Genomic DNA, 17910 nt, shown 5'->3' on the forward strand with positions numbered 1-17910 from the left:
GACTTCTACCTTTCCGGATAAAACTGTTGGAAGGACTGTTGCAGCTGATTGGATAGCACGATGCCCAGATGCGATGCGGTACGGGTATTCAGCGCGCTATTGAGGTGTTCGCTGGCTTCCGGGCTGGACAGCGGGTTTTTGCCCAGTTGTTTTTTCGCTCTTTCGGCCAGTTGACGCCCCATGGCCGTGTAATCCGGGTAAAGCGCGAACAGGGCGCCTTTGCTGACATCGAGCGGGTTATTGGAAAACAGGACCAGTTGTTTGTCCCAGGCCTCGCGCAGCAGCACCGGCAGCATCTGGTTGAGCGGTACCACCGGGTCCAGCGTCAGCCAGATGGCGTCCTTGCCGGGCCGGGTTTGTTGCAGGATTTGCGCAAAGGCAGCCCCCGCCTGCTGAATATCGTCACTGGGCGTGGCGATCAGTTCCAGGCCGCGCTCGCGTGCAGCCGCCTTGCCCGCGGACAAGAGCCAGCCTGTGGCTTGTGGCCGGTACACCACGTATACCCGTTCGACGTCGGGCTTGAGCTGCTTGAGCTTGCTAAACAGCTTGTCGGGACTGGAAGCCAGGCTGACGCCGGGGATATTGTTGTCGTTGAGCGCGCCCGCGCCGTAGATGAGCGGCAGGTCGGCGGCCAGCGGGCCGGTCAGGGCCGCTGGCAGATTGCCCAGACTGATCACCACCTGGCTTTGTCCGGACACCAGCCAGGATTTGACCTTGTCGACGGAGTCGTTTTCGGACACAGCGCGGCTTTGCACGCGTACGTCGGCCGCTTGCCCCATGCCGGAAGTGATGGTCTGGTAAAGTTTCTGGAACGCCGGGGTCGATTCCGGATACAGCACGCCAATACGGGTTTCAGCGTGAGCGCCGGATGCGTTGAGCAGTAGACCCAGCGCTGCAAGACGGACGATCCGGTGCCTCAGCCCAGCCTGCCGGAAGGGGATAACCAGCCGGATGTAGAGCCTGCTAAAAATGTGCACGTAACTCCAGCATCAGGCTTCTGCCGGGCAGAGGGTAGTCGTTGGGAATGGAAGTGGGCGCAGGTTCGCGTGCATCGACATCGAGCAGGTTGCGCGCAATGAACGCGGCTTCCCACTTCTGCTCTTTCTGGACATAGCGCATGGTGAGGTTGGTCCAGACATAGTCGGCGACGGCCGCGCGCGTGTCGCCAGCGGCGCGCGGCCTGTCGGCAATCCAGAAATTGTCGATGCGCAGCGACCAGTCGGAATCGATTTTCCAGTCAGCGGAAAGCATGGCCTGTTTGCGCGGCGCATCGGCGACCACCAGGCCCGTGGCTTTGTCCTTAGCGTCCTGAAAGGCCAGGTTGCCGAGAATTTGCAGGTCGGGCAGGGCTTGCCAGTGCGCTTCCACCTCGATGCCCTGGCCTTGCTGGTTCTTGGCATTCTGCGCCACGTTGCCCGCCGGGCCGGGCACGAAGTCGATCAGGCCCTCGATGTCGTAACTGAAAATATTCAAGGCACCCCAGAGCTTGTCGCTCGGGCGGTAGTCGAATGCCAGTTCGGTGGTCTTGATGGTTTCCGGCCGAATGCTGGGGTTGCCGAGATTGGCCGGGTTGTTGGCCGTCTTGAGTTCGGCGAAAGAAGGGGCGCGGAATGCTTCGCCATACAGCAACCTGGCGGTGAGGTCCTGGCGCGCCGCCCAGACCAGTGCCAGGCGCGGGTTGGTGGTGCCGCCGAAATCGCTGTACTGATCCTGCCGCACGCCTGCCGTCAGTGCCCAGTCTCGCGCGAACGCCCATTCGTCCTGTACCGAAAGGTAGCTCACGGTGCGCGTAGTGTCGGGCAGATAGACAAAAGGTGTGCCGCTGACGTTGGTTAGGGTGCCGCCAATTGACGCTATCGTGCCGTCGATGACGCCGGGGCCGAAATTCTTGCTTTCCCGCGCAGAGAAGTCCTCTTTGCGCACACCGGCATTGAAACGCCAGGCATGGCGCACCAGGCCGGTGTAATTCAGGGTTACGTCGAACTGGGTGGTCTTTTCTTCGCGGCCGGGAACACCGATCAATCCATCGGGGAACGATACCAGATTGAACGGTGGAGTGAAGCTGACATTGCCGTCTGCACCGATCGGCAGGAGTGCATTGCGCGGAAAAATTCCCAGGTGGTAATCGATGTGGGTGTACAGGTAACTGAACTGGGTGCCAAACGTCCAGTCAGGACGCCAGTTCTTGTCTTCATAGCCGAGATCGAACTGATACTTGTTGACGTCGCCGTTCCCCTGGTTGTCCAGCGCGTTGGCGATGCCGGCGCCTGTGCCCGATTTGGGGGTTTGCCAGAGGTTCAGGTGCGCCGTCCAGTTGTCTTTGTCCAAGGTGAACATGGCAGTGCGCGCTTCATAGCTCGTATCCATGGGGCCAGGGGCCAACGAGGCCTGGGTGCCGAGCAGGGTATCCAGGCTGGATTGCAGGTCCGAGGTGATGATGCGCCCCCGGTCGCCATCACTCTTGCTGTAGCCGACATGTGCGAACAGCCCCCAGCCGTTTTCGAAGTGCTTGCCGAATTGCGCCCAGCTGTCCCAGGTGTTGAACGAGCCGCCGCGCAGGCCGAATTCGACGCCGTGCTGGTCTTCTGCCCGTTTGGTGATGATGTTGATGACCCCGGCAAAAGCATCGGCGCCATAAATCGCAGAACCGGGGCCACGGATCACCTCGATGCGCTGAACCGCCTCGGTCGGCAGATACAGGCCGGCTTCGTTGCTGCTGGTGGTCAGCCCCTTGATACCGTGACCGTTCACCAGAATCAGTATTTGCGGATCTTGCAGGGAAACAATGCCGCGCGTGGGGAAAATCGGCTTTTGTCCCTCGCTGCCGGAAATGCCGACGTGCATGCCCGGTACCAGTTCCAGAGCTTCGTACACATTGCGCGCACCCATGGCCTTGATTTCTTCCGCAGTGATGACGCTGGCCACGGACGGCGCCTTGGATAAGGGGCGCGGCGTGCCGCTGGCAATGCTGACCATTTTTTCGTCGCCGGACAGCATCAGCAGCAATGAGTCGTCCACGGCGGCTTGAATCGGGGCGCTGGCTACGCCCGCCAAAGCGAACAGCAGGAAACGACCGAGCCTTTTCATGATGCGCTTCTCCTTGGTTGTTATTGTTTTGACCGGTTCAGTGCTTCCCTGCAATTCATCGGCGCCGGCTCAGGTTTGCCGATGCCGTAGCCTTGTGCAAAGTCCACGCCGATATCGCGCAGCACCTGAATAATGGCATCGTTTTCGACGAATTCGGCGATGGTGCGCAGACCGGCTACATGCGCCACGCGGTGTATGGCCTCGACAATGGCGCGGTCCATCGGGTCGTTGGCGATATTGCGCACGAACGCGCCGTCTATCTTGAGGAAATCCACCGGCAGGGATTTAAGGTAGGCGAACGAGCTCAGGCCGCTGCCGAAATCGTCGAGCGCAAAAGCGCAGCCGATCCTGCGCATTTCATGCATGAAGCGGACTGCGGATTGGTAATTGCTGATGGCAACGGTTTCCGTGATTTCGAAACAGATGTTGTATGGCTCAACATTGTTGGAGGCAATCTGTTCGCGCACGAAATCGCACAAGCTATCGTCGCTCAGCGAAGCGCCGGACAGATTGATGGTATGGATTTGTTCGTCGGACTCCTTGCACTGGCCCACACACTGCATGGCCGTGCCGACCACCCAGCGGTCGATGGCGCGCATGCGGTCGTAGCGTTCGGCGGCCGGGAGAAACGCGCCAGGCAACACCACATTGTCGTCGCGATCCAGCATGCGCAGCAGCAGTTCATAGTGGTGGACCGAATGTTGGCCGTCCGGCCCGAGCGAACGGATCGGCTGGCGCCAGAGCTGGAACCGGCCGCCGTCCAGCGCTTCGTCGATATGCCGTACCCAGTCCATCTCGCCGCGCCGGCGGGACAATTCCACATTGCCCCGTTCATAAACCTGAATGACCCCGCGTCCCCGTTCCTTGGCGGCATAACAGGCAATGTCCGCGGCGCTCAGAATGTCTTCCATGCTGCCGCTGTGCTGGTCGATGGCGACAATGCCGATGCTGACACCGACGGAAAACACCTTGTTATCCCAGAAAAAGCGAAAATTCCTTACCAGGGCCAGCAACGTCTCGGCAATGCTCTGGGCGTGTTCCAGGGCGCAGTTTTCGAGAAGAATGCAGAATTCGTCGCCGCCCAGGCGCGACAGGTGATCGTTGACGCGAATGCCTTGAAGCAGCACCCCGGCCAGTTGCTTGAGCATTTCGTCACCGGCCAGGTGGCCGCATGTGTCGTTGACTACCTTGAACTGGTCGAGGTCGAGGAACAGTAGGCTGTGCTGGCCGCCGTCCTGGCGCACCGATTGCAACAGGGATTCCAGTTTGAGCCGAAAGCTGGCGCGGTTATCCAGGCCTGTCAACGCGTCATGGTGGGCCAGGTGCAATATGGCCGCTTCCGCCTTCCGGCGCGCCTGGCGGCTATCCGCATCTGCCAGTTCGCGCTGGATGGCGGGCACCAGCCGGCGCATGTTGCTTTTCATGATGTAGTCTTTTGCCCCCAGCCGCATCGCTTCGACTGCCAGATCTTCACCGATGCTGCCGGATACGATGATGACCGGCAGATCCCGGTCATGCTGATGCACCATTGCGATGGCGGCACTGGAATTGAAGCCGGGCATGTTGTGGTCGGTGATGACCACATCCCAGTCGTGCGCACCCAGCGAAGCTTCGAGCGCCTCAGCGGTATCGACCCGCTGATAGTTCGGCAGGAACCCACCGCGCCGCAGCTCGCGCGCGATCAGCAGCGCGTCGTCCTCGACATCTTCGACAAGCAGCAGGTTGACCGGGATTTTTTCCATCGTCGGGTGGTCAGGTCCTCAATTTGTCCTGGTTGGAGCTCGTGTTCAGCACCAGCCAATACAATCCGAGCTGGCGCACCGCTTCGAGGAACTGCTCGAAATCCACCGGCTTGCGGATATAGCTGTTGCACCCGCGGTCGTAGCTGGTTTCGATATCCGTCGCCTCGTTGGAAGTGGTCAGGATGACCGTCGGGATACGCTTGGTGCGTTCGTCCGAGCGGATGCGGCGCAGGACTTCCAGGCCGTCGACTTTGGGGAGTTTGAGATCCAGCAGAATGACTTCCGGTATGGGTTTTTCCTGACCGGCATAATTGCCTTCGCTGAACAGGTAATCCAGCGCTTCCTGCCCATCACGCGCGACCACCACTTCGTTGGCGATGTTGTTTTTCTTCAACGCCCGCAATGTCAGCAGTTCGTCGTCGGGGTTGTCTTCAACCAACAGAATTTTTCTGTCCATGACCTTTCTCCTTGTTGGTTTTTTCGCCTCGGGTTTGTCCCGCTTGTCGTGATGCCTGTTCCCATCTCCGCTCCGCTAAACCAGAATAGCTGATCGTCCCGCAAGACAGTGGGAAGGTCAAGCCTTCCGCGCGGTTAGTTGCATCCAGATAGCAAGGCGGCATGCCGGCAAAAAAGATTGGGGAGATGAAAAGGTGATAAGACATCCGATCGAAACCCAGTTCCAGCAGCAGTGCCGCGACCAGCGCAGCATAATTCATGCGCCAGCGCCAGCGGCCGGTCAGCAGAATGTCCTCGGTTTTGAATGCGAGCCGGATGAACGGCCCCTGATCCAGCCCGCTGCGCCGGGCGAGCTCCATGGCGGGGGCAATCCGCTCGTCGCCGGAAACCAGCGGGCGTCCATAGCCTCCGATGCCGCGCTGCTTTGCCAGCGTGTCGGCAACGATGTTCTCCAGCGCCTGTCCCGCCGAGCAGGCGTGATGGGCGCGGGTAAAAAAATCATAGGCGGACAGGCCTGGTCCTGCGCCATAAATGCGTGCCTCCGAAGCCGCCAGGGCGGCGGCCAGCCCCAGGCCGGGGCTGCTGCGGGTGCTGCCGGCCAGTGCCGCAATGCGGTTGTTCCATAAACGGGCATCGGGATAGCTGGTCAGGCGCCAGATGCCGTGCAACAGTTGCACCTGTTCCGTGGTGAAGCGCCTCCCGGTGATGCCGAAGACATACAGTTCGAGCCAGTCGAGGTCGTTCAGGTCGGTGTGCAGGTCCTTGCCGCGCATTACCGCGCGGCTGCCGGGAAAGGCTGCGCCGATGTTCGTTTTCAGCGTGTCGGCCTGATCCTGCAGGCGTTGCGGGTCATTCAATGTCGTGGTTCCTGAGCGTGGTGGGGCCGGGGTCGTTTCCCAGTTCGATGCGGAAAAATGGGAATTTCTTGTATCCCGAGTCGCGTTGTTCCAGTGCGTGTGCTGCTGCTCCGGGCAGGCGCAGCAGCAGGTACAGCATTTCACCCTGAGCTGCGCCGAAACCCAGATCAATCAGCGCAGCTGCAGCGACAGCAGCGATACCCAGGGGCATGCCGGCGAATGTCTCGAGAGCCTGGCGGTGGTGTTGCAGCCACGGCAGGCAGGTGCCATCGCTGAGCGAGCTCAGGTGTGCGAGGCTTTGCCTGATGGGTGTCGGGCAGTTGACGCCATGGGGGTCGAATCCCGGCGGGTGTTCGGCAGCGGGCCAGATTCCGCCGGCATCCATTTGGGCGTAATCCGGCATTTTTTGTTGCCACATGGCCAGCTCGGTCCCCCACATCCTGAACTGTTGCATGACGCGCTCGACTTCGCGCGCACCCCCCAGCCCGCCCGCGCCGACTGCCAATGCGGCCATCAGGCAGGCAGCTGATGGTGAGCCGCCCACGCCGGCCGCCATGGCGGCATGCACGGACGCGTCGCGCGGCCCGGGGTTGGCCAGGACGAGCGCCAGATCTTCCAGCAGGCGTGCCTGCCCAGGCGATGGTGCTTCGCCCCTGAAAAGCAGGAAAAGGTATTCAATCCAGCTGGCCTGTCCCAGCATGTCGCCATACACGTCATATCCGTGGCAGCGGCAACGAGCGGCGGCGAAGGGGTTATCGGGCTCGGCGTCTTCATGCCAGATTGTGGTGTGGATGCGTTCTTGCGGGTTTTTTTGAGTCATTTCCGGACCTTGTTCACATAACGAGGCTGACGCCGCCGTCAACGACCAGTTCATGTCCAACAATATATGAAGCATCTGCAGAGGCCAGGAACAGCACGGCTTGTGCAATTTCATCCGGTGCGGCGAAGCGTTTCAAGGGGGACTTTTGCGTGAACTGTTCTCGTGCTGCATCCACGATTTCCTGCGGCACGCCCCAGCGGCCAAATCCCGGCGTATCGGTAGGACCCGGGCTGACGGCATTGACGCGGATTCCTTGCGCAATCAGTTCCTGGCTCAAGGTTTGCACCAGGGAGCGCAGGGCTGCCTTACAAGCGGCATAGACACTGAAATTGGGCGCACCTTTCTGATTCGAAATAGATGTTGTGACAATGATCGAAGAACCTTCCCGCATGAGAGGCAAGGCTTTCTGAATGGTAAAGAAAACGCCTTTGAAATTGATGCCTGTGGTTTCGTCGAACTGTGCTTCGGAGACGAGGTTGAATGGCGCCGGTTGGGCGATGGCGGCATTGGCGACCAGGATGTCCAGGTGCCCGAAACGGCTCTTGATTTGAGCCATCGCTTCTTCGATATCCTCCAGTTTTCCGGCATCGCTACGCAGGGATAGCGCCTCTTCTCCAAGCGCCTGCCGCGCCTGTTCGAGGCTGGTCGGGTCGCGTCCGGTTATGGCAACGCGCGCCCCTTCATTTTTGAATAGCTTGGCTGTTGCCAGTCCGATGCCACTGTTTCCTCCGGTAATGAGGGCGGTTTTTCCGGCTAGTTTCATGGTCCTTCTCCATTCGCAGTTTTACTTTGTTGTTCCCAGCGCCTGCATGCGCAGGTTCATGGGCGGAATTTCCTCGCCGTCGATGCGGACGTCGAGCAGCGTTGGCCCCTTGCGGCGCAGAATGGCCTTCATGTCCAGGCAATCCAGGTCTTCGGCGCAGTGGATGACGTATGCCGGGATGCCCATCGCTTCCGCCATGCGCCGGTAGTCCACCTCAGGCAGTTCGTAACCGATACGCTCGGCTCCCGCCAGGCGCTGGCCGTGCTTGACCATGCCCAGTGCGCTGTCATTCAGGATGACAAACAGCACCGTTGCCCCCTGAGCTTGCGCAACGGTAATTTCCTGGCCGTTCATCAAAAAGCTGCCGTCACCGGTGATGCAGACGACCGGGCAGCGCGGGTTGGCCATGGCCGTGCCTACAGCGGCGCCTATAGCCCAGCCCATGGGCGCAAAATCCATGGTGACGCGCAGCCAGCCGCTACGATGGGTGCGCCTTTCCTTGCGCGGAGCGTGATCCGGCTGCATGGCATCCACGCGCATGCGGCGCTCTTTCAGCATGCGGCGATCGTGTAGTTCGAGGCAATGTATGGCCCATGCCGCGCTGTTCCCCGCATCGGCCAGAAAGCGCGTGGCAGGCGGGCAGCGACGACCCAGTTCGAACATCAGGCGCTGAGGTTTGATCGGCTTGTCCTTTGCATCCGTCTCCAGTGCCTCCAGGTAAGGAACCGTCCCAGCTTCCGATATGAGTTCCGCTTTGCGCAACGCCTCGGGAGCCTGACGCATGCGCGTCAGCAAGCGTTCGAAAATGCTCAGGATGCGCCCATGCATATGCAGCCTTGCCATGGGGGAGCGCAGCAGGTGCTCCTGCGAGGAATCGATGTGAACCATGCGCTCATTGAGCACAGAATCACACCAGCCGCTGCTGGTCCATTCGCCCAGCGTGGTGCCGACGGCCAGGATGAGGTCGATGTCATCCTTGTCCAGCGCATGACGAGCGGCATAATGTCCGGCAAAGCCGAATACCCCGCGATAAAGACGATGTTCGGGATTGATCAGGCCCTTGCCGTCGGGTGTCGTGATGAGAATGGCGCCGATTGCTTCCGCCAGGGTGACGATAGCGCCGATTGCTTCGTCGCATCCATTTCCGATCAGAATCGCCACGCGGCGGGATTGCCTGAGATCCTCGCACAGCCGATCGATGGATGCTTCGTCTATGGCGTTTGCGCCCGCTGCCTGCGTCAGACGTGCCTGCAGGTCGTAGGAAGGTATGGCGCTGCTGACCGGCGCGCGCAGGATGTCGACGGGGATGGACAAATGTGCCGGGCCGAAAGGTTCCTGGCCGACTCGCATGATGGCATTGACCAGCTTGGATTCCAGCTGGTCTACATGGGAGACCATGGAGTTGAAGCGGGTGCAGTGCTCGAACATGCCGACCAGGTTGACGCCCGTGCAGGAAGAATCCTGCAGGGCACGTTTGCCATGCGAAGGGAGAGGGGGCTGGCCGGTAATCACCAGCATCGGGATACTGTTGTCGTAAGCACAGGCGACGCCTGTGATGAGGTTTGTGGCGCCAGGCCCGGATGTTGCGCAGCAGAAGCCGATCTTGCCGCTTTCCCTGGCGTAGCCGTCAGCCATGAAGGCGGCGCCCGCTTCATGACGCGCCACAACGGAACGGATGCCGCCGCGTCGTTCGCTGCGCGCCAGGGCGTTGTAAAGCGGCTCGATCGCGCCTCCAGGAACGCCGAATGCAAATTCCACACCGATCTGATCGAGATAAGCCACCAGCAGATCGGAGGCCTGAGGCTGGACCGCTGGTGATTCCGTTGCGTGCCTGACGGCTTCGCCCGGTTTCTTGCTCTTTGAAAAAGACAGATTCAATAGCATGAAGCTTGCCCCTACTCCCTAAGGAACCTCTGATTAAGTCAAACGCGGTCGCGACGTGGTTTTGCGGGCGCCATGCGGCGTCGCGAGGCGCTGGTGCAGAATGACTGCACGGCGCGCCTCACTTCTTGCCTGGCACCCGCAAAACCACGTCCCTCCGGGTTACATCGAAAACGGGCTTGCGCCGCGTTGCACTCCTCGGCGTCGTAGACTCGGCTACGACCTTCGTCGCGCGCCTTCTCGCCAGTGCGAGCGGCTTTGCCGCCGCTCTCGGCGGGGACGCCCCTTGCGGGTGTGCTCAAGCCCGTTTTCGATGTAACGCGATCCGCGTTTTAATCAGAGGTTCCCTAAAGGTTTTATGGACGATTTGCTCGACTCATTGATCAGCTGATCGGCATGGTAGATTATTTGTTTTGCGGTTGCACATATAACGAAACATATTCATTTAAAACTTGAATAAAAGGTGACAAATGACTGTTTCATGCAAGACAAATGGGACCAATGTCAGAGAAAGTCTGCTTCGCTCTTGCAATGCAGGTTCCAACATCCGGTTTTATCAGAGACTTAATCTAAGTTACCATTGCAGCGATCCCAAAATTTCAGCTTCCAAGCCAAACCATGACTTCTGACCTGACCAGCACGCCCAACCCCCTCTTGTCCGAACTGCCGCCCCTGGGAGTCGACGCGGATAGTCTGGCACTGAATTTCCGCCAGTATTTCGGCCATACCCTGGGGCGGGACCGGCACGGCACGCCGCCCCACTGCTTTTACACGGCCCTGGCATTGACCCTGCGCGACCGCCTGGTCGAGCGCTGGAAGGCGACCGACGCCGCGTATGCCGCGAGTAACTGCAAACGTACGTACTACCTGTCCATGGAATTCCTCATGGGGCGGGCGCTATCCAATTCCATGCTCAACCTCGGTGTCGTGGACAGCACCGGCGAGGCGCTGAACAGGCTCGGCCTGATTCTCGAGGAGGTGGCGGAGGAGGAACACGATGCGGGTCTGGGCAACGGCGGCCTGGGGCGGCTCGCGGCCTGTTTTCTCGACAGTTGCGCCACGCTGCAACTGCCGGTCACGGGCTACGGCATCCGTTACGAATACGGCATGTTCCGCCAGCACCTCGAAGGCGGCTACCAGATGGAGGAGCCTGACCACTGGTTGCGCAACGGCAACCCGTGGGAGCTGGAGCGGCCGGAGTTTACCCGGCGCATCCAGTTCGGCGGGCGCTGCGATTATTACCGCGACAGCGAAGACAATCTGCATGTGCGCTGGGTGGACACCCACGACGTGCTGGCCGTGCCCTACGACATCCCGGTGCCGGGCTACCAGAACGGCACCGTGAACACCTTGCGGTTGTGGAAGGCGGCCGCGACGGACGAGTTCGACCTGAGCGAATTCAACGCCGGCAGCTACCCCGAGGCGGTGGCGGCCAAGAATGCCGCGGAGCATATCTCCATGGTGCTCTACCCCAACGACGCGAGCGAAAACGGCAAGGAGTTGCGCCTGCGTCAGCAATATTTCCTCGCCTCCGCCAGCCTGCAGGACGTATTGCTGCAATGGACGCGCGATCGTGACGACGATTTTGGCGAGTTTGCCGACAAGGTCTGTTTCCAGCTCAACGATACCCATCCCACCTGTTCGGTGGCGGAACTGATGCGGCTGCTGATGGACGATTATTTCCTTGAGTGGGACCCCGCGTGGCAGATCGTGTCCCGCACCATGGCATACACCAACCACACCCTGCTGCCGGAAGCGCTCGAGAAATGGCCGGTGCGCATGTTCGGCAGCCTGTTGCCGCGCCTGATGGACATCATTTACGAAATCAACGCCCGCTTTCTGAAGGAAGTGTCGCAGCGCTGGCCGGGCGATGTCGGCCGCCTGGCCCGCATGTCCATCATCGAAGAGGGGCCGGTGCCGCAGGTACGCATGGCCTACCTGGCGGTGGTTGCGGCGTTTTCCGTCAACGGCGTGGCCAAGCTGCATTCCGACTTGCTGCAGCAGGACCTGTTCCGCGATTTCTACGAATTGTGGCCGCACAAATTCAACAACAAGACCAACGGCGTGACCCAGCGCCGCTGGCTGGCCGCGAGCAATCCGGCGTTGAGCGAACTGATCAGCGAAACCATCGGTACCGGCTGGGTGACCGATTTGCAACAACTGCGCAAGCTCATTCCCTTTGCCGATGACGCCGAATTCCGCGCCAAATGGCGCGTCGTGAAGCAGGAGAGCAAGCTGCGCCTGGCTGCCCTGGTGCAGGCCGATTGCGGCGTGGCGTTCGATCCCGACTCGATGTTCGACGTGCAGGTCAAACGCATCCACGAATACAAGCGCCAATTGCTCAACATCCTGCACGTCATCCATCTCTACGACCGCATCAGGCGCGGCGATACGGCAGACTGGACGCCGCGCTGCGTGCTCATCGGCGGCAAGGCCGCGCCTGGTTACACAATGGCCAAATCCATCATCAAGCTGGCATGCAGCGTGGCGCAGGTGGTCAACGCCGATCCGGTTTGCGACGACCTGCTCAAGGTGGCGTACCTGCCGGATTACCGCGTCACGGCGATGGAGGTGGTGAGCCCTGGCACGGACCTGTCGGAGCAGATTTCCACCGCCGGCAAGGAGGCGTCGGGCACCGGCAACATGAAGTTCATGATCAACGGGGCGCTCACCATCGGCACGCTGGACGGCGCCAATATCGAGATCCGGGAAGAAGCAGGCGACGATAATTTCTTTCTTTTCGGCCTGACTGCCGAGGAGGTGGAAGCGCAACGCAGCGCTTACAACCCGCAGGCGATGATCGAGGCGGATCAGGATCTACGGCGCGTGATGAAATTGCTCGAATCGGGTCACTTCAACCCCGCCGAACCGGGTATTTTCGACGGCATCATTAGTTCGCTCACCGTGCATGGCGATTACTGGATGATCGTGGCCGATTTCCGCAGCTACGTCGAGGCGCAGCGCCGGGCTGCGGCGGCTTTCCGCGATGAGGAACGCTGGACACGCATGAGCATTCTCAATTGCGCCACCAGCGGCAAGTTCTCCAGCGACCGCACCATCCAGGAATACAACGCGGGAATCTGGCACCTCAAACCGATTTCCGCCGCACGAGGAGGGAAGTGCGCATGATCATCACTTTTCGCGCCATGTTCCTGGCCGTGCTGGCATGCTGCCTCATCGTGCTGGGGTTCGGGCTGTACGTGCAGCACGGTTTGCATATCGAGCCTTGCCCGCTGTGCATCCTGCAGCGCATCGCGTTCATTTGCGTCGGGTTGACGGCGCTGGTGGCTTACCTGCTCAACCCGGGGATCGTGGGCAGGATGTTTTTCGGCCTGCTGACCGCGCTCTTCTCTGCTGTCGGTGCGGCCGTGGCTGCGCGCAATATCTGGCTGCAACATCTGCCTCCCGACAAGGTACCGGAATGCGGGCCGGGCCTGGACTACCTGCTCGATGCTTTCCCGCTTGCCAAGGTGCTGCCGATGGTGCTGAAGGGTTCAGGAGAGTGCGCCAAGGTGGCGTGGACCATGTTCGGGCTGTCCATCCCGGCCTGGGCGCTGGGCTGGTTCCTGGTGTTCTTCATGGCCGGCGTGGCCGCGATGTTCCTACGCGAGCGGCGCTGAGTCGTTTTCCATGTCGTCGATGACGTCAGCCAGAAGGTCGCTGTCGACCTGCCGGCCTTCCTTCACCGCTTCGAGTATTTTCACCACTTCCCGTGCTTCGGCCAGGGTGGTGCAGGAATAGATCTCGGCACCGTGATATTTCTTGCGGAACTGTTCGATCGCTCGCTGATGGGAATGGGTCAATATCGCCAGGACATGAACTTCAGGCTTGTAGCCATACTGCAAGCCGGTGACGAGGTAAACCTGATTGTCTTCGATCATTTGCCGCTTCCGCTGAAAAAGCGAACAATTTATTTAAGTTTTGTTGCATCAGCATGACAGGATGTTTTTTATGACCGAACCCATCAGGCTCTCCAAGCTCATGTCGCAGCTCGGGCTGTGCTCGCGCCGCGAAGCCGATTCCTATATCGAGCGCGGGCTGGTGTTCGTGGACGGCGTCAAGGTCACCGAGCTGGGCATCAAGGTGCTGCCGTCGCAGACCGTGACGCTGGGGCATGGCGCCCGGACGCAGCAGGCCAGCCGCGTCACCATCCTGCTGCACAAGCCGGTGGGCTATGTTTCGGCCCAGCCGGAGAAGGGCTACCAGGCTGCGGCATCGCTGATTACCAAGGAGAGCCGCTTCAAGGACGACAAAGCACCGCAGCAGTTCGACCCCTCGCAACTGTTCGGGCTGGCGCCTGCGGGGCGGCTCGACATCGATTCCCAGGGCTTGCTGGTGTTGACCCAGGACGGCCGCATCGCCAAGCAGCTGATCGGTGCCGATTCGCAAATCGAAAAGGAATACCTGGTGCGCGTAAACGGCAAGCTGGACGAGGCCGGGCTGAAGCGTCTCAACCACGGCCTGAGGCTGGACGGCGAAGCGCTGAAGCCGGCGAAAGTGACCTGGCAGAACGCCGACCAGCTGCGCTTCATCCTCAAGGAAGGCAAGAAGCGCCAGATCCGCCGCATGTGCGAACTGGTGGGGCTGCGCGTGGTGGGCCTGAAACGCGTGCGCATCGGCAAGGTCAAGCTGGGCGACCTGCCGCCCGGGGAATGGCGCTACCTGCAGGAGGGGGAGGCGTTTTGAAGCGGGAAAAGTCAGTGGCCACAGAGAACACAGAGTTCACAGAGAGAGCAGTTCACAGGGATGGGCGGCTTTCTTGCCCAGCTTGCAAACCGGGACTTGCCGGGTGAAACGCCATGCGGCCGGCAAGCTATTCCATCACTCTCTGTGTTCTCTGTGGCTAGAGTGAGGTTTTAAGATGAAAGTATTCGGCCTGGCCGGCTGGTCCGGTAGCGGCAAGACCACCCTGCTGGAAAAGCTGATCCCTCTTTTCGTTGCCCGTGGCCTGCGGGTCGCCACAGTCAAGCAGGCCCACCACGACGTCGATCTCGATCAACCCGGCAAAGATTCGTACCGTCACCGCGCCGCAGGCGCGAGCGAGGTGCTGCTGGCTTCGTCCGCGCGCTGGGCGCTGCTGCACGAGTTGTGCGACGAGCCGGAACCAGTTCTGGCGCAGCACCTGGCGCGCCTATCGCCATGCGACCTGGTGCTGGTGGAAGGTTTCAAACGGGAAACGATCCCCAAACTGGAAATCCACCGCCCCGTCAACGGCAAGGCGTTGTTATATCCCGGCGACAGCCATATTATTGCCATTGCCAGCGATGCGCCGCTCGAGGCGCCTTTGCCGTGCCTGAACCTGAACGAGCCGGCGCAAATCGCCGAATTCATATTGCGCCACCTGGAAATTGAAAAATGAGTGAATTGAAGAAAATGCTGAACGCCGACGAGGCGCTCGAACTGCTGCTCGGCCATGCCCGTCCCATCGGCGAGGTGGAGCGCATCCACACCACCCACGCGCTGGGCCGGGTGCTGGCGCAGCCGCTGGTTTCGACCGTCAGCGTGCCGCCGCTGGACAACAGTGCCATGGACGGTTATGCCGTGGCCTGTGCCGACTTGAACCCGGGCGGGGAGACGCGCCTCAGGGTCGCCCAGCGCATTCCCGCCGGCAGCGTGGGGCATGCCCTGGAACGCGGCACCGCGGCGCGCATCTTCACTGGCGCACCTGTGCCGGCCGGGGCGGACGCGGTGGTGATGCAGGAGGACTGCGCGGTGGAGGGGGACGAGGTGATCGTCCGCGCCACGCCGAAAAACGGCGCCAACATCCGGCGCACCGGCGAGGACATTACCGTCGGCCAGGAGATATTGCCAGCGGGGGTCAAGATGCGGCCGCAGGAAATGGGCCTGATCGCCTCGATCGGACTGGCCGACGTGCCGGTCTACCGCAAGCTGCGCGTGGCGCTGTTTTTCACCGGCGACGAGATCGTCATGCCGGGCGAGCCGCTGCAGGAAGGCGAGATCTACAACTCCAACCGCTACACCCTGCTCGGCCTGCTTGAAGGCATGGGCTGCCGCGTGGCGGATTTCGGCATCGTGCCGGACAGCCTGGAGGCGACCGTGGAGGTGCTGAACCAGGCGTGGCACGAGGCGGACCTGATCGTCACCAGCGGCGGCGTGTCGGTCGGCGAGGAGGATTACGTCAAGGCCGCGGTGGAGCGCACCGGCAAGCTCGACATGTGGAAAGTGGCGATGAAGCCGGGCAAGCCCATCGCCTACGGCATGGTGCACGACAAGACGCCGTTCATCGGCCTGCCGGGCAACCCGGTCTCGGCCTTCGCCACCTTCTGCCTGTTCGTGCGCCCGTTCATCCTGCGCTGCCAGGGCGTGCAAAACGTGACGCCGCGCAGCTACCGGCTGCCGGCCGCTTTCGACTGGAGCAAAAACGGCAACCGCCGCGAGTTCGTGCGCGCCCGGCTGGAGCCGCAGGCGGACGGTGCGCCGGGCGTGGCCATCTATCCCAACCAGGGTTCGGGCGTGCTGACCTCGGCGGTGTGGGGCGAAGGCCTGGCGGAAATCCGCGAAGGCACCACGGTGGCGCGCGGCGACGCCGTCAAGTTCACCCCCTTCAGCGAATTGCTGGGCTGAGCATGCTTTCCGTCCTGTATTTTGCCCGCCTGCGCGACGCGCTGGGCGTGTCTTCGGAGCGGGTCGACTTGCCCGCCGACGTGAACGATGTGGCCGCGCTGGTCGCCTGGCTGCGCAAGCGCGGCGGCGCCTGGGAAGAAGAGCTCGCGCCGGGGCGGGCGTTCCGCGTGGCGGTGAACCAGGACATGGCCGACGCCGCGAGCGCGCTCAGGGACGGCGACGAGGTCGCGATCTTCCCGCCGGTGACGGGGGGCTAAAATGGTAGTCCGGGTGCAGCACGAGGATTTCGACGTCGGCGCGGAGCTGCTCGCGCTGCGCCAGGGCAACCCGAAAATCGGCGCCATCGCCAGCTTCGTCGGCCTGGTGCGCGACATCAACGAAGGCGACAGCGTCGCCGGCATGTCCCTGGAACATTATCCCGGCATGACCGAAAAGGCGCTCGCCGCCATCGTCGAAGAAGCGAAAGGGCGCTGGGATATCTACGACGCCGTGGTGATCCACCGCGTGGGCGACCTCGCGCCGACCGACCAGATCGTGCTGGTGGCGGTCAGCAGCAGCCACCGCGGCGAGGCGTTTGCCGCTTGCGAATTCATCATGGATTACCTCAAGACCCGGGCGCCGTTCTGGAAGCGCGAGCAGACCGCCGAGGGCGCACGCTGGGTGGATGCGCGCGAAAGCGACGACAAGGCCGCCGAGCGCTGGAAATGAAGGGACGCGCATGATGGCTTCGTCCCATGAGGAACACGAGCATGGCCACGCCCATGGTCACGGCCATCACCACCACGGTGTCCAGTCGCGCCATGCCCTGCTGTTCGCCGTTGCCCTGACGCTGAGCTTCGCCCTGGTGGAAGCGGCGACCGGCTGGTGGTCGGGCTCGCTGGCGCTGCTCGGCGATGCCGGGCACATGGTGACCGACTCGACCGCGCTGGGCATGGCCGCGCTGGCGGCGTGGTTCTCGCGCCGCCCGCCCTCGGCGCGTCACTCCTACGGCTTCGCCCGCGCCGAAGTGATGGCGGCCTTGCTCAATGCCCTGTTCATGGTGGCGGTGGTGGCGGCCATCGCCGTGGCCGCGGTGCAGCGCTTTTACGCGGCGCAGCCGATCAATGGCGCGGCCGTGACCATCGTGGCGGCGCTGGGCCTGGCGATCAACGTGGCCATGGCCCTGGTCCTGAGCCGCGGCGAGAAAACCCTGAACACGCGCGGGGCCTTGCTGCACGTCATGGGCGACCTGCTGGGCTCGGTCGCGGCGCTGATTGCCGGGGTGGTGGTGACCTACACCGGCTGGACGCCGATCGATCCCATTCTCTCGCTGTTCATTTGCGCCCTGATCCTGTTTTCCAGCCTGGGTCTGCTGCGCGAGGCGCTGCATACCCTCATGGAAGGCGTGCCGCTGGGGTTGTCCCTGCCCGCGGTGGGGCAGGCCATGAGCGGCGTCGCTGGCGTCAGCTCCGTGCACGACCTACACATCTGGGATCTGGGCGGCGAACGCGTGGCGCTTTCGGCTCACGTGGTGGTCGAGGACCTGCTGCATTGGGAGACCGTGCTGTCCCTGCTGACGGAGATGCTCGGTCAGCGTTACCGCATCGAGCATGTCACGCTGCAGCCGGAACCGGTGAACCGCATCATCCACTTCGTCGCGCGTAACGGGAAAAACTGACGACATCGAGAAGCGAACAATAACCGGCAAGGCAAGACTGTTTGTAATAAAGTATTGCTTTG

At 61.6% G+C, this 17910-nt stretch carries 18 protein-coding genes; 8 read left to right on the forward strand and 10 right to left on the reverse strand.

Translation table 11 applies throughout. The features are described 5' to 3' along the window. Positions 1 to 5: 5 nt before the first annotated feature. The 9 genes from SKTS_RS08575 to SKTS_RS08615 are packed head-to-tail and all read right to left on the reverse strand — an operon-like array spanning position 6 to position 9908. A complete protein-coding gene (locus tag SKTS_RS08575; protein ID WP_173063259.1) occupies positions 6 to 977 on the reverse strand; it encodes an ABC transporter substrate-binding protein in 972 nt (323 codons plus the stop codon). Beyond that, positions 964 to 3087 carry a TonB-dependent receptor plug domain-containing protein gene (locus tag SKTS_RS08580; RefSeq protein ID WP_173063262.1) on the reverse strand — a complete coding sequence of 708 codons (2124 nt, stop codon included), beginning with the start codon at positions 3085 to 3087 and terminating at the stop codon, positions 964 to 966. The genes SKTS_RS08575 and SKTS_RS08580 overlap by 14 nt, the downstream gene beginning before the upstream one ends. 20 nt (positions 3088 to 3107) lie before the next feature. Continuing rightward, the gene (locus SKTS_RS08585; RefSeq protein WP_173063265.1) at positions 3108 to 4829 is read right to left on the reverse strand and encodes a GGDEF domain-containing response regulator; all 1722 of its coding nucleotides are present in this window, start codon (positions 4827 to 4829) and stop codon (positions 3108 to 3110) included. Positions 4830 to 4839: 10 nt separating this feature from the next. After that, positions 4840 to 5286, reverse strand: a complete 447-nt coding sequence (locus tag SKTS_RS08590; protein ID WP_173063268.1) for a response regulator — start codon at positions 5284 to 5286, stop codon at positions 4840 to 4842. Continuing rightward, the gene (locus SKTS_RS08595) at positions 5261 to 6142 is read right to left on the reverse strand and encodes a citryl-CoA lyase (RefSeq protein ID WP_188200242.1); all 882 of its coding nucleotides are present in this window, start codon (positions 6140 to 6142) and stop codon (positions 5261 to 5263) included. The genes SKTS_RS08590 and SKTS_RS08595 overlap by 26 nt, the downstream gene beginning before the upstream one ends. Beyond that, on the reverse strand, positions 6135 to 6962 hold the full coding sequence (locus SKTS_RS08600; RefSeq protein WP_173063271.1) for a citrate synthase family protein: 828 nt from the start codon (positions 6960 to 6962) through the stop codon (positions 6135 to 6137). The genes SKTS_RS08595 and SKTS_RS08600 overlap by 8 nt, the downstream gene beginning before the upstream one ends. Before the next feature lie 13 nt (positions 6963 to 6975). Beyond that, positions 6976 to 7725 (reverse strand): SDR family oxidoreductase, encoded by a 750-nt coding sequence (locus SKTS_RS08605; RefSeq protein ID WP_173063274.1) that lies wholly within the window; start codon positions 7723 to 7725, stop codon positions 6976 to 6978. A gap of 21 nt (positions 7726 to 7746) precedes the next feature. Next, positions 7747 to 9609: a thiamine pyrophosphate-binding protein gene (locus SKTS_RS08610; protein WP_173063277.1), complete on the reverse strand. Its 1863-nt coding sequence runs from the start codon at positions 9607 to 9609 to the stop codon at positions 7747 to 7749. Between the two features lie 38 nt (positions 9610 to 9647). Then, positions 9648 to 9908: a hypothetical protein gene (locus SKTS_RS08615; RefSeq protein WP_173063280.1), complete on the reverse strand. Its 261-nt coding sequence runs from the start codon at positions 9906 to 9908 to the stop codon at positions 9648 to 9650. Positions 9909 to 10224: 316 nt separating this feature from the next. Between SKTS_RS08615 and SKTS_RS08620 the strand changes: the two genes are divergently transcribed. Next, positions 10225 to 12735, forward strand: a complete 2511-nt coding sequence (locus SKTS_RS08620) for a glycogen/starch/alpha-glucan phosphorylase (protein WP_173063283.1) — start codon at positions 10225 to 10227, stop codon at positions 12733 to 12735. Continuing rightward, the gene (locus tag SKTS_RS08625) at positions 12732 to 13226 is read left to right on the forward strand and encodes a disulfide bond formation protein B (protein WP_173063286.1); all 495 of its coding nucleotides are present in this window, start codon (positions 12732 to 12734) and stop codon (positions 13224 to 13226) included. Before SKTS_RS08620 ends, SKTS_RS08625 begins: the two co-directional genes overlap by 4 nt. Here the strand turns inward: SKTS_RS08625 and SKTS_RS08630 are convergent. Then, positions 13209 to 13487, reverse strand: a complete 279-nt coding sequence (locus tag SKTS_RS08630; protein WP_173063288.1) for a hypothetical protein — start codon at positions 13485 to 13487, stop codon at positions 13209 to 13211. The genes SKTS_RS08625 and SKTS_RS08630 overlap by 18 nt on opposite strands. A gap of 70 nt (positions 13488 to 13557) precedes the next feature. Between SKTS_RS08630 and SKTS_RS08635 the strand changes: the two genes are divergently transcribed. The 6 genes from SKTS_RS08635 to SKTS_RS08660 all read left to right on the forward strand — a co-directional run bounded on the left by SKTS_RS08635 (position 13558) and on the right by SKTS_RS08660 (position 17848). Then, positions 13558 to 14292, forward strand: a complete 735-nt coding sequence (locus tag SKTS_RS08635) for a pseudouridine synthase (protein WP_173063291.1) — start codon at positions 13558 to 13560, stop codon at positions 14290 to 14292. Between the two features lie 175 nt (positions 14293 to 14467). Continuing rightward, positions 14468 to 14965: a molybdopterin-guanine dinucleotide biosynthesis protein B gene (mobB, locus tag SKTS_RS08640; RefSeq protein WP_173063294.1), complete on the forward strand. Its 498-nt coding sequence runs from the start codon at positions 14468 to 14470 to the stop codon at positions 14963 to 14965. Next, entirely contained in the window at positions 14962 to 16191 is a 1230-nt protein-coding gene (locus SKTS_RS08645) for a molybdopterin molybdotransferase MoeA (RefSeq protein ID WP_244617481.1), read from the forward strand. The genes mobB and SKTS_RS08645 overlap by 4 nt, the downstream gene beginning before the upstream one ends. A gap of 2 nt (positions 16192 to 16193) precedes the next feature. Then, on the forward strand, positions 16194 to 16448 hold the full coding sequence (gene moaD / locus SKTS_RS08650) for a molybdopterin converting factor subunit 1 (protein WP_173063297.1): 255 nt from the start codon (positions 16194 to 16196) through the stop codon (positions 16446 to 16448). A 1-nt stretch (position 16449) separates the two neighbouring features. Next, positions 16450 to 16899 carry a molybdopterin synthase catalytic subunit MoaE gene (gene moaE, locus SKTS_RS08655; protein ID WP_173063300.1) on the forward strand — a complete coding sequence of 150 codons (450 nt, stop codon included), beginning with the start codon at positions 16450 to 16452 and terminating at the stop codon, positions 16897 to 16899. Between the two features lie 10 nt (positions 16900 to 16909). Continuing rightward, entirely contained in the window at positions 16910 to 17848 is a 939-nt protein-coding gene (locus tag SKTS_RS08660) for a cation diffusion facilitator family transporter (protein WP_173063303.1), read from the forward strand. Positions 17849 to 17910 lie beyond the last annotated feature (62 nt).

Origin of the sequence: Sulfurimicrobium lacus, from assembly GCF_011764585.1 — a bacterium.
Taxonomy (GTDB): Bacteria; Pseudomonadota; Gammaproteobacteria; order Burkholderiales; family Sulfuricellaceae; genus Sulfurimicrobium; species Sulfurimicrobium lacus.